Annotated in this window: 12 protein-coding genes; 8 read left to right on the top strand and 4 right to left on the bottom strand. The window is 52.4% G+C overall.

Features of this window, described 5'->3' with window-relative positions:
* Positions 1-72: 72 nt before the first annotated feature.
* Positions 73-1,209, bottom strand: a complete 1,137-nt coding sequence (locus AC6I9Z_RS09870; RefSeq protein ID WP_461455690.1) for a glycosyltransferase family 4 protein — start codon at positions 1,207-1,209, stop codon at positions 73-75.
* A 34-nt stretch (positions 1,210-1,243) separates the two neighbouring features.
* Positions 1,244-2,107 carry an alpha/beta fold hydrolase gene (locus AC6I9Z_RS09865; protein ID WP_461455689.1) on the bottom strand — a complete coding sequence of 288 codons (864 nt, stop codon included), beginning with the start codon at positions 2,105-2,107 and terminating at the stop codon, positions 1,244-1,246.
* 62 nt (positions 2,108-2,169) lie between these two features.
* On the opposite strand from AC6I9Z_RS09865, the gene AC6I9Z_RS09860 reads away from it, so the two are divergent.
* The 7 genes from AC6I9Z_RS09860 to AC6I9Z_RS09830 all read left to right on the top strand — a co-directional run bounded on the left by AC6I9Z_RS09860 (position 2,170) and on the right by AC6I9Z_RS09830 (position 9,160).
* Entirely contained in the window at positions 2,170-3,570 is a 1,401-nt protein-coding gene (locus AC6I9Z_RS09860) for a protein adenylyltransferase SelO family protein (RefSeq protein ID WP_461455687.1), read from the top strand.
* Positions 3,571-3,709: 139 nt separating this feature from the next.
* Entirely contained in the window at positions 3,710-5,164 is a 1,455-nt protein-coding gene (astD, locus tag AC6I9Z_RS09855) for a succinylglutamate-semialdehyde dehydrogenase (protein ID WP_461456889.1), read from the top strand.
* Positions 5,165-5,230: 66 nt separating this feature from the next.
* Positions 5,231-6,034, top strand: a complete 804-nt coding sequence (cobA, locus tag AC6I9Z_RS09850; protein ID WP_461455685.1) for a uroporphyrinogen-III C-methyltransferase — start codon at positions 5,231-5,233, stop codon at positions 6,032-6,034.
* A complete protein-coding gene (locus AC6I9Z_RS09845; RefSeq protein WP_109357252.1) occupies positions 6,031-6,327 on the top strand; it encodes a DUF2849 domain-containing protein in 297 nt (98 codons plus the stop codon). Before cobA ends, AC6I9Z_RS09845 begins: the two co-directional genes overlap by 4 nt.
* A 2-nt stretch (positions 6,328-6,329) precedes the next feature.
* Complete coding sequence (locus AC6I9Z_RS09840; protein WP_461455683.1) at positions 6,330-7,961, top strand: nitrite/sulfite reductase; 1,632 nt, start codon at positions 6,330-6,332, stop codon at positions 7,959-7,961.
* Complete coding sequence (locus AC6I9Z_RS09835; protein ID WP_461455681.1) at positions 7,954-8,379, top strand: DUF934 domain-containing protein; 426 nt, start codon at positions 7,954-7,956, stop codon at positions 8,377-8,379. The genes AC6I9Z_RS09840 and AC6I9Z_RS09835 overlap by 8 nt, the downstream gene beginning before the upstream one ends.
* Positions 8,372-9,160, top strand: a complete 789-nt coding sequence (locus tag AC6I9Z_RS09830) for a phosphoadenylyl-sulfate reductase (RefSeq protein WP_461455679.1) — start codon at positions 8,372-8,374, stop codon at positions 9,158-9,160. Before AC6I9Z_RS09835 ends, AC6I9Z_RS09830 begins: the two co-directional genes overlap by 8 nt.
* A gap of 231 nt (positions 9,161-9,391) precedes the next feature.
* On the opposite strand, the gene AC6I9Z_RS09825 is transcribed toward AC6I9Z_RS09830, so the two are convergent.
* Positions 9,392-10,129 (bottom strand): hypothetical protein, encoded by a 738-nt coding sequence (locus AC6I9Z_RS09825; RefSeq protein WP_461455677.1) that lies wholly within the window; start codon positions 10,127-10,129, stop codon positions 9,392-9,394.
* A 169-nt stretch (positions 10,130-10,298) separates the two neighbouring features.
* Complete coding sequence (locus tag AC6I9Z_RS09820) at positions 10,299-11,798, bottom strand: replicative DNA helicase (protein ID WP_461455675.1); 1,500 nt, start codon at positions 11,796-11,798, stop codon at positions 10,299-10,301.
* Positions 11,799-11,954: 156 nt separating this feature from the next.
* On the opposite strand from AC6I9Z_RS09820, the gene AC6I9Z_RS09815 reads away from it, so the two are divergent.
* Positions 11,955-12,437 carry a UPF0262 family protein gene (locus tag AC6I9Z_RS09815; protein ID WP_109357257.1) on the top strand — a complete coding sequence of 161 codons (483 nt, stop codon included), beginning with the start codon at positions 11,955-11,957 and terminating at the stop codon, positions 12,435-12,437.

The raw sequence follows: 12,437 nt of genomic DNA, 5'->3' as shown, positions 1-12,437 counted from the left end.
CTTATAGACGGCGCATGTCAAATTGTGCGAAAAAATGAGCGAATACCCAAAACTATTTTTCATTATAAAATCCTAAGCAAATTTTGGTCGCCCGAGCGCATGACCATATAGCAGCGCATAACGTGCCAACATCTTGCTTTCATTGTACTCCGCCTGAGCCTTCATCCGGTTTTGCGCGCCAATGTCCTGCCGTAACTGCTCATGCTGGATCAATGTCGTTAAGGCTTCGGCAAACTGCGCTTCATCTTCCACGGGTTTTATGAAGCCCTGATTGGCCTGACATACCATAGATTTTACATCTCCGACATCTGTAGCCGCAACAGGCAGGCCAGCCGCCATCGCTTCGATCAGAGATATAGGGAATTGCTCACTGTCAGAGGATAATGCAAAAATGTCGAATAGTCCGATATAGCGCGCGGGATCCGTCTGAAATCCGGGCATTAGCAGACGATCGGCCATTCCGCGCTGCTGCGCCTCTGCCAGAATGGCCTCTTTTTCAGGCCCCTCACCAACAATCACAAGCCGGACATTGTCTCCTGCTTCGGCGCAAGCTCGCACCAACCGCGGCAAGTTTTTGACCGCCCGAAGTCCCGCCAAAGTCCCGACGACTACTTCGCCTTTTGCCTTTTTAAACCCTGGAATCGCACCGCGTTGCGGTTTTTTATCGAACCGCTTCACATCAATACCGTTGGGAATACGGTGCACTTTGTCTTCGGGCTGCTTCCAGACTGATTGCGCGATGTTCTGAAGTCGCTCAGATGGCACCACCAGCGCCTGGCTCCCGCCCAGTGCAAATTTCCGGAACAAGTTGCGCTTCCAGTTCAGCTTTTTGCGCTCATCTTCGTTGAAGCCATCTTCATGGTGGATGAGCGGAGGCAATCCTTCGACCCGGGCAAAGAGAGTCCGAGCCATAACGCCGTCCATTGAACCCCAGTTATAAGACAGGATCAGATCAAATTGCCGATAATAATCAACCAGTTCACGATAGCGCTTCAAGGACGGTTTGCCCGACAATAATGGCGCATCCTTTGGAAAGCTGACCTTGATCTTGCTGTCAATCGCATCGCGCGCCGAAAGACTATCGGGTTCAGCGGACAGGATGGTATGCTGCGCCTGCGCGCCGAAGTGATTCATCAGCCTGACCGCCCGCGCTTCTTTGCCGCCAAGATTGAACGTGCTGTGCAAATGCAAGATTCTGGAGGGTTTCATTGATTATGCCGGCTATCGTTAACGTCAGGAAAAATCAATCGACCCGTTGGAGCAACGCGGCAATCGCGTCAAGCGATGCCTGCTCCTCCAATGTCGGCGCATGCCCTACCCGCGGGACCGTGACCAGCTCCGCCTTGTTCAGTTTATCGAGCATTTTTTGGGCGGTCGCTTCGCTGAAAAGATCGGACAATGCTCCTCGCAAGATAAGCGTCGGCACGTTTTCGAGCGCCTCCAGTGCGCGCCAGATCGCTTCATTGCCCCCGCCCTTGCCTTCAAATGGCTCCGATATCTTCATATCATAATCCAGCTTAATCCGGCCGGAGCTGTTCATTCGATAGAGTTTCTTTGAAAAGGCTATCCATTCTTTCAAGCTATAGTCGGGATGAATACCGCGACTTTCCTCAGCCTTGTCGCGCGCAGCATGCGCCCAGGTTTCAAAACTGCGACCTTGTCCAAGATTTTCACCGATACGGTCCAATCCGCGTTGATCGACATCAGGACCGATATCATTCAATAATGCACCGGCTACCCGTTCCGGATGTCGGGATGCCATGATCATAGTGACAATCCCGCCCAGTGACGTACCAAAAAATATTGCTGTTGACAGTTCGATGTCATCCATAAGTCTGACTACATCGGCAACATAGGTTTTCGCGTTATAGCTTGCGCTATCCTTGGCATATTCGCTCTCGCCCCGCCCGCGCAGATTGATCATGATGATCCGGCGTTTTCCACCAAGCCAATCGCCAAGATGCTCAAAGTCCCGAACATTGCGTGTCAGTCCAGGAACACAGATTACCGGTATTTGCGTATCATCGCCGGGATAGTCACGATAATGCAGCTTCAAACCATCTTCGGATTCCCAGTACTTGTCGTCATAGCTGCCCTGATCGATCATAAATGTCGTGCGTCCCCCGGTTCTTACTTGCCGCGCTCTCTATTCATCCCCACTATTGAGCAATGGCATATAAACCGCAAGCTGAACCGGCAAAATCACCCTATCGCCCCGATGTAAAGATAACCCAGCTGGGTGAAAAAATTGGTGATCCGGTTCAAGCGTCCAAGTTTCCGCGCCATGAACTGCGCTTCCGCAATGATCGCTGGGACCAAACGATTGGCCTTTCCGACTTGAGCGAAGACGAATGGATCGATCATTTCGGTCGTTTCCAGCCCCTTGCCGACAATCTCAACCCGCCCTTGGCCCTGCGCTATCATGGCCATCAGTTCCGCAACTACAATCCGGAGATAGGCGATGGACGCGGATTTCTGTTCGCACAAATGCGTGACCATGAAGATCGTCTGATGGATCTCGCCACCAAAGGATCCGGCACCACCCCGTGGAGCCGTTCGGGCGATGGCAAGCTAACTCTGAAGGGCGGAGTGCGTGAGATACTCGCCACCGAAATGCTGGAGGCTTTGGGTGTAGACACATCTAAGACGTTCTCATTGGTCGAGACGGGCGAAGAATTATACCGCGGTGACGAGCCCTCACCGACACGATCTGCAGTGATGACCCGGCTGAGCCACAGCCATATTCGCTTTGGCACATTTCAGCGGATCGCAGCAGAACAGAATGAAGACTTGATGCACAAGCTGGTCGATTATTGTCTGACCCATTTCTATGGTGGTGCCAAGACAGACGATCCCGCCATTGAGTTGTTTCAAAACGTCGCCGACAGAGCCGCGCAATTGGCCGCTAGTTATATGACAGCGGGATTTGTGCACGGCGTTCTTAACACAGACAACATCAATATTACGGGAGAAAGTTTCGATTACGGTCCATGGCGCTTCACCCCTTATTGGGAACCAGGGTTCACCGCAGCCTATTTTGATCAGGAAGGGCTCTATTGTTTCGCCCGACAACCAGAAGCGCTACATTGGAACCTTGCACAATTGGCAAGTGCGTTGAGATTGATCTGTGACAGCGATCCGTTGGTTGAAACACTGGAAGGTTTTCCCAAAGCATATGGCACCGCATTCACCGAGCATTTCTGCTGGCGTCTGGGCGTCAAAAGTGAAGGCTTTGAAAGGGACAAACCCCTCGTCATGGCGGCAGAGCAGGCCTTAACCCAGAAAGCCGTGACAATTGACCGGTTCTTTTTCGACTGGGGTCGGGATTCTCTACCGAAAGACGAAAGTTATGAGGCCAACGAATTCGCGACTTTTCGGAAAGAGATGGACAAACGCAAGCGCGCACGGTCATCCGATCATCAGTATTGGCAATTGGATGCACCCTGCTCCATGCACATCGAAGAAGTCGAAGCAATCTGGGATGCCATTGATCAAAAAGACGATTGGCAACCGTTAACCAGAAAAGTTGAGGCAATACGAGATATGGGCAAGGCATTACGGGGACTGTAAAGCGAAGTAACCGTTCGTATGAGACGAAGCGAATAAAAACAGGTTTATAGTTACTGGATTTTTAAGCTGTATCAGCTAGTTGGTATTGCAACTAATAAAGCGACATTCCGCTTGCCTGCTTGAATATTGTATCGGAACGATTGTGACTGAATTTACATCAATAGAACCAGCCACTGGCGCGATTTTGTGGAAAGGGCAATCTGGCGATGCCGATGCAGCGGTCGCCGATGCGAGGACGGCTTGGCCGACATGGGCAGCTCTTCCGGTTACCAAACGTATCGAGGCCGTGCGTCGATATGCCAATCAAATTCGCGGGCAAGCAGAAGAACTGGCTGAGCTGATTTCCCGCGAAACCGGAAAACCTATTTGGGAATCACGAACCGAAGTGGAATCGGTCGTCAAAAAGATCGATATCTCGGTCACGGCCTATGCAGAGCGCACGCCGCAACGCCAGCTGTCCAGCCAACCCAATATGCGTGCTGCACTGCGGCACAAACCGCATGGAGTCCTGGCAGTCCTTGGCCCCTACAACTTCCCTGCGCACCTGCCTAATGGTCATATTGTCCCTGCCCTGATTGCAGGAAATACAGTTGTGTTCAAACCTTCAGAGAAAACACCAGCGGTGGGACAATTTCTTTTTGATGCTTTCAAGAAAGCAGGACTGCCAAGTGGCGTTGTCAACATTGTGCAGGGTGGGCCTGAGGTTGGCAAACAGCTTACCGCGAACGATGATATTGATGGTCTGTTATTCACGGGATCCGCCCAAACCGGCGTTGCGCTCAATCGACAATTTGCCAATCGACCCAACAAGATATTGGCGCTCGAAATGGGCGGCAATAATCCGATCATCGTCTGGGACACGGACGATATTCACAGTGCAGCGGTATTGGTTGTGCAATCGGCTTTCCTCTCAGCCGGGCAGCGCTGCTCCGCGGCAAGTCGGATGATTGTCAAAGACGAACTCTATGACCGCGTGGTCAAAGAAGTTAAGCGCATTGCGGACAGGTTGATTATCGACGAGCCCTTTAGCAAACCGGCGCCTTTCATGGGGCCTGTGATTGACAACGATGTCGCTGATGGTCTTACTGAAAGCTTTCTGACATTGATGAGCCATGGCGGTCGCCCGATCAAACATATGGCGCGGCCACTGGATGATCGCCCGTTTCTCACGCCCGGGATTATCGATGTCACGGCCATGGAAGAACGCCTGGATATCGAATTGTTCGGGCCGATATTGCAAGTCATTCGCGTCGCTGATTTTGAGGAAGCAATCGCAGAAGCCAACAACACGCGATACGGCTTGTCCGCGGCCCTTGTCGGTGGAACCGCGACGCAATATGACCAATTCTGGTCCAATAGCCGCGCCGGTATTGTAAACTGGAACAAGATGACGGTTGGAGCGTCCTCCGAAGCGCCATTTGGCGGCATCGGCCTTTCCGGCAATCACCGGTCGAGCGCCTATTATGCAGCCGACTATTGCGCTTATCCGGTAGTTTCGATGGAAGCCGAGCAAACGCGGGCATCCATTGGCATCGGATTGAAAGACGAAGACCGGACAGAAACCGAAACCGCAGCTGAAGTCTCTGGTCAATAGTATATCTTAGGTCGCTAAAAAAACTTCTGCTTTGAAAATCGCCGCTTACCCGAGCATATCGGTTTCATGGAAACCAAAGAACCTTCTATACCGCAAGCCCAGTCTGCCGATGGCACGGTCTATCTCGTCGGTGCTGGCCCCGGTGATCCGGAGCTGCTGACACTGCGCGCTGCACGTTTGTTGTCCGAAGCTGATATCATCGTCCATGACGGTCTAGTGAGTTCGGACATACTTGATATGGCGCCGGCGACAACCCAACGGGTATCCGTAGCCAAGCAGCGGTCCCGCCACAGCCTGGCACAGGACCAAATCAACGCGTTGCTGATTGCCGAAGCGAAAAAGGGGCACAAAGTTGTTCGCCTGAAAGGGGGAGATCCCTTTATTTTTGGTCGCGGCGGCGAAGAGGCCAGTGACTGCATCAAAGCCGGCGTACAAGTGGAAGTTGTTCCCGGTATCAGCGCTGCTCTCGGCTGTGCGGCGCAGGCAAAAATGCCTCTCACCCATCGTGATGCATCCAGCGCTGTCTCGTTTGTTGCAGGACAATGCAAAGGCTTGTCAGATCAAAACTGGTCCGGATTGGCCGGTAAAGGACGCACACTGGTTATCTACATGGGCGTTGCCAATGCCGAAGCGATTGTTGAAAAACTTATCGCAGACGGCGCCGCGCCCGACTTGCCGGTTGCCGTGCTGGAAAACGGAACGCGGGACAGTTTCCGGGCCCTCCAGACATTGCTGACTGATCTTGGTGATCTTGTTCAACGGGAACAAGTGAAGAGCCCTGCCCTGTTGGTGGTTGGCGAAGTCGCTCGCTACGGCGATGCAACGGATAAATTTCTTGAATATGCGCAAATGGCGGGAGTTGAATTTTGAAAATACTGACGGGAAATGACCTCAAAACGGGCGACGTCACATGGTGGACTGGCAGCGACTGGTCTCGCCATGTCGAAGATGCTGTTGATGTCGGCGAGAATTTCGAATCTATCCTGCACGAAGAAGAGGCCGCCCGCCGGGTCAATGTCCCCTATGCCATTGAAGCAGAGATGACCGACGACGGCCCGCGTCCCGCCCATATCAAAGACCGTGTGCGCGCTCTTGGACCAACTGTAAGACCGGATTTAACACTAAAGCCAGCCGACCCTGAGGCTGGAAACTGGGTGATATAAGCATGTATCAATATGATAAATATGACCAGCAGATGGTCGATACGCGGGTTGCGGAATTTCGCGATCAGGTCGAACGCCGCCTTGCCGGAGAACTGACCGAAGACCAGTTCAAACCCCTGCGCTTGATGAACGGGCTTTATCTGCAGCTGCACGCCTATATGCTGCGCGTGGCCATTCCCTATGGCACGCTGAACAGCAAGCAGATGCGAATGCTGGGCCACATCGCACGTAAATATGACCGTGATTATGGGCATTTTACCACCCGTCAGAATATTCAGTATAACTGGATCAAGTTGGAAGATGCACCCGACATTCTGGCCGACCTGGCTTCCGTCGAGATGCACGCAATCCAAACTAGCGGCAACTGCATCCGCAATATCTCCTCTGACCAATATGCTGGCGCAGCGGCCGACGAAATTGCCGATCCACGTCCTTGGGCAGAAATCCTGCGTCAATGGTCGAGCTTCCACCCGGAATTCTCGTATCTGCCACGCAAGTTTAAAATTGCCGTCATTGCCAGTGATGAAGACCGTGCGGCAATGCGCCTGCATGATATCGGCATCCAACTCGTTCACAAGAACGGTGAACTCGGCGCGAAATTCTATGTCGGCGGCGGTATGGGCCGAACACCAATGATCGCTCCTGAAATCCGCGACTTTGTGCCAGCAGATGAACTGATCAGCTATGCCGAAGCATGCCTGCGGGTCTATAACCGTTATGGTCGGCGCGATAACAAGTACAAGGCGCGCATCAAAATTCTCGTCCACGAACTGGGCAAGGAAGAATATACCCGTCAGGTTGAAGAAGAATTCGCTCATATGAAGACATTGGGCCTGAACCCGCCAGTAGAAGAACTGGCGCGAATTACCGAATATTTTGCTGATCCGGCTTTTGACACCAGCGCCAGCGATGAGCTCGATCTGTCCGATCCGGATTTCAAACTGTGGGTCGATCAGAATACGGTTGCGCACAAACAACCCGGCTATGCTATCGCAACGATCAGCTTGAAGCCGAAAGGCGGCATCCCCGGCGATGCTTCATCGGCGCAGATTGATCTAATGGCCGATCTGGCGGAGCAATATAGTTTTGATGAACTGCGCGTCACCCATAGTCAGAACATCGTTCTACCACATGTCAAGAAGAGCGATCTATATGCTCTGTGGCAGAAACTGGATGAAGCTGATTTGGCGCCTGCCAACCTCGACCTGATCACCGACAGCATCGCCTGCCCCGGTCTGGATTATTGCAGCCTTGCCAATGCGCGCTCCATTCCGCTGGCACAGAAGATCAGTGAACGTTTCGCCGATCTCGGTCGCCAGCGTGAACTGGGCGAGCTGAAGCTGAAAATCTCGGGCTGCATCAATGCCTGCGGACATCACCATGCCGGCCATATCGGTATATTGGGCGTCGACCGGAAAGGGACGGAAAATTATCAGTTGCTGCTGGGCGGCTCTGCTGCCGAGGACACTAGCCTCGCCAAAATCACCGGCCCCGGCTTTGATGAGGACGGCGTGATCGATGCCATTGAAACCGTGACTGACCTGTATCTGAAAGAACGGCAGGAGGATGAGCGATTTATCGACACCTATCGCCGTGTCGGCATGGCTGCTTTCAAGGAGGCTATCTATGGTTGAGGCAATCCGTTTTCGTGACGACGACGTGCATGAAGAACCAGCGGTTTCGCTCGATGCATTTCTGGATCAGTCAAACGCCACCGCCGTTCGGATAGAGGCAGGCGAAGACGCCCGGCTGCTGCTTCCGCTATTGGATCGCTTGGCATTGATCGAAGTCGACTTCCCCGTCTTCGGCGACGGCCGAGGCTACTCCGCTGCGCAAATTCTGCGTGAAGCAGGCTACAAAGGCGAATTGCGGGCAAGTGGTGATGTATTGGTGGATCAAATCGCCTATATGCGACGCTGTGGCTTTGATGCTTTCGCTCCGGACGCTCCAATTGATGCCAGAGTCATGGATAAGGCGCTGGAACTCTATGAAGAGGTTTATCAGAGCACGACAGACAGCCGTGCGCCCATCTGGAAACGTCGTCATGGGTGAACCAGCTCGCAAAATCGATATAATCGACGCACGTCCTGACTTTACACAGGCAGACGCCGATGCCCTGAACGCGCGCTTTGAGGGCGTTCATGCCTCAGCAATGCTGAAGGCCCTTTTCAAAGAAGGTGGACTTGGCGAGATTGCGGTTGTTTCTTCTTTCGGAACAGAAAGCGCGGTTCTGCTGCATCTGGTTGCGCAGGCAGATCCCTCTATTCCGGTGACTTTTGTCGATACGCTGAGAATGTTTCCCGAAACGCTGGAATATCGCGAGACGCTGATCCAAACGCTGGGAATCCAAAACGCAAATGTCGTAAAGCCAGACCCCGTCGTACTCGCTGCCAAGGATGAGAATGAACTTCGGTGGTCTTTTGACCCGGATGGCTGCTGCGAGATCCGCAAGGTCGAACCATTGGCCCGCGCCAAGGCCAGTCTCAACAGCTGGATATCCGGCCGCAAAGCCTTTCAATCAGTCACCCGACAAAATCTCCCCCGCTTCGAAGTCGAAGACGGTCGATTAAAAATCAATCCGTTGGGCGACTGGGTCAAAGATGATCTCGAAGCCTATTTTGAAGAACATGACCTGCCCCGCCATCCACTGGAAGCGCAAGGCTATCTCTCGGTTGGCTGTGCCCCCTGCACTTCCAAAGTCAAACCTGGAGAAGACCCACGTGCAGGCCGCTGGCGGGGTTGGGACAAAACCGAATGCGGTATCCATGAGGATGTCACGCCGTTGCCAGTAGCAGATGACGATGAAAGTGGCGCGAACGATCCTATCTTTTAATTCGCCCTACTGTTTTCCCGCTAGGCCATTTTAGGTGCGTACCAGGCTGAGCATTTGTAACAGGAAAAAGCGCTATTCCTCTGAAAAGGACGCCTTGCTAGCCGCACAAGACGCTGACTTTCCATTAAGACCCTATCGCTGTGACCGATGCCGTAAATTCCATCTGACTAGCCGCACCAAGGGCAAAAGAATAGCACGGCCGGCAAGTTAACCTGCTACGGTTCGTAGATATCAGCCAACATCGTCCGGATGCCGATATACAAAACGAAAAGGCCACATATGCTGAAGGCTTGAAGGCACAAACCCGATATCAGATAGGCTCGACTCCTCTATTACCAACTGATCCGTCTCTGGATTCCAAAGGCGGGTTACCGCGTGATCAGAGGATGTAAAAATCCGAGCTGCCCGGTTTTGTGGCAGTACAGGACTTTTCCTGTTTATTACATGACCGCACGCATAATCCGCGTTCCCGAGCTTCATGATCTGCCTGAAACCGGCAGTCCGCGACATGTTCCATATAGCAGAAAAGCGTGTCGTTTTTTGTAAGCGAACGGAACCCTGAATGATGGTCACGCCCAGCTGGTCGTTAACATTATAATCCAGACAGCCATCAGGCTTTTTGTCGAATAACGAAAACCTGGCCGAACGGGCATTTAGACCTAGATATTCGTTATTATACGCGATGACAGCATCTGAATCATTCCACAAGTTCAGGCATAATGTTCCCCAGTCATGCCGCGTGCCCATGGCAATAGGCAAAGCAAAGGGGGAAGCGGCCAGCACTTCACCCTCTTTCTCACTGACCAGAACAAAAAACTGTAACTCGTGATGAGCCCCCATGCTGGCATCTTCAAAATTTGCCATGATGAAACCGGCTGCTGCTGCTCCCGAAGCCGTTTTTACAGGAAAAACAGATTCATCGGCGATCATTAATTGCAGCATATCAAAATCCACGCTGCCAAATATCAAGAGACCCTCACCATCATAAACATGATAGGGAGTCGGTGCCGCTCCGGTTGAGAGACTTATTTCACCAGATAGCGGATTATCCTGAAATATCGGGTGATTCAAAGCCATTAAGATACCGCCTGAGAGGCAAAGAACCGACAACCGTTGGAGTACATATCAGTACTCAGTACTAATAATCATCCGGCCCATCACCATAAGCCAGATCGCCAAATTTCGTGAACTCGCTGAGGAAGCTCAGCTGGATATTACCGGTGGAACCCTGACGGTTTTTGGCAACGATAACGGTCGCCTTGCCCACCTTGCTTTGATGGTCAGTTTCCCAAGCGAGATATTTCGCTTTTTGCTCCTCGGTTGAATTCTCATCCGGGTCATCCGGTTTTACAGCAAGATGATAATATTCGTCGCGATAGATGAACATCACAATATCGGCGTCCTGCTCGATCGAACCGGACTCACGCAAATCGGATAGCTGGGGGCGCTTGTCTTCGCGGCTTTCCACCTGACGCGAAAGTTGGGAGAGGGCGACCACCGGGCAATTCAGTTCCTTGGCGAGAGTTTTCAGGCCTCGGCTAATCTCCGAAATTTCGTTGACGCGATTATCATTGGCACGACCAGACCCTTGCAACAGCTGCAGATAATCGACCACGATCAGGTTGATGCCACTGCGCCGCTGCAGACGCCGCGCCCGCGTGCGCAGGGCTGCAATGGTCAGACCGGGCGTATCATCGATATAGAGCGGCAAATCCTGCAATTCCCGGGAAGCCAGCGCCAAGCGGTGCATTTCATCCCGGCTGATCGCACCCATGCGCAGTTTTTCTGAACTGATTTCAGCCTGTTCGGAGAGAATCCTCGTTGCCAGCTGATCGGCCGACATTTCCAGACTGAAAAATGCGGTCTTGGCACCCAGCGAATCTTCAGGTTCAATTCCGTCCTGAACATCGCGGCGATAGCGATTGGCGGCATTAAACGCGATATTGGTCGCAAGCGATGTTTTGCCCATACCGGGGCGTCCCGCCAGAATCAGCAAATCCGATTTGTGCAAACCGCCCATTTTAGCGTTGAGGTCTGTCAGGCCGGTGGTGATACCCGAAACCTTGCCGCCACTATTAAACGCGCGTTCTACGTTATTTAGTGCCTCGGTGGAGGCAGCCAGGAAAGATTTGACACCACCCTCCTGCGCTTCACCCTCGGAAACACGGTAGAGAGAGGATTCCGCTTCTTCGATCTGGGTTTTGGGATCGACCGTCTCGCTGGTGTCCAGTGCATTGTCGACCAAGGTTCGCCCTACATTGACCAATTCACGCAGCAGAGCCAGATCATATATCTGATCGGCAAAATCACGCGCACCAATCAAGCCCGCTCCGTCGCCAGTCAACTTGGCAAGATAGGACGGCCCACCTAACACTTTCATCGCCTCATCGGCTTCAAAATAGGGCTTAAGCGTAACTGGCGTTACAACCATGTTGCGATCAAGCAGCTTTAGAGCTTGCTCGTATATACGGCCATGCAGCGGTTCATAAAAATGCTCTGGCCGCAATTTGATTTGGACGTCTTCGGCCACGCGGTTGTCAATCAACAACGCACCCAGAAACGTTGCCTCTGCCTCGACATTGCGCGGCAGGCGCTGGGATTCTTCTTCTACTGCATCAAAACGAACTAGCTCGGCCATGTTCTTATCATCCACGCTCAGGCGGTTCAGAGCAAGTCCGTTCCCGGTAAATTTTAAAATCAGGCGGGGACAGTCTTGTGGATAAATGCCTTTTGTTTTTCTGCCGCACTGCAAAAAAACTTGTCCTAGCCCCAGCGCTGCGGCAACAGAGCTGAAATGTCCGATCCGCGCATCATAAATGTTGAACTCGACGAAGCCACCATCTTGTGGCGCAATGCCGATATCGAGCAGGAACGACGTATTGCGATCTTCGATCTAATTGAAGAAAACCACTTTAAACCCTTGCGCGAACATGATGATGGATATGCAGGACCTTATAAACTGCATCTGAGTGTGCAGGAAGGCCGACTGGTTTTTTCGATAGCCCGTGAAAATGGAGAGCCGCTTGAAACCCTGATCCTTGCATTAGGTCGATTTCGCCGCCCCATCCGCGATTATTTCGCAATTTGCGACAGCTATTATCAAGCCATTCGCAAAGCCACCGCCCAAGAGATCGAGACGATCGATATGGCACGGCGCGGCGTGCATGATCATGGCGCCGAACTGCTGACCGAGCGACTTGATGGCAAAATAGAGGTTGATTTTAAAACCGCCCGTCGCCTCTTCACTTTGATCTGTGTATTGCATATCAAGAATTAG

The organism is Parasphingorhabdus sp. (genome assembly GCF_059726685.1).
Note: the sequence above shows the minus strand (reverse complement) of the source record. Positions and strands in the feature narration are given on the sequence as shown.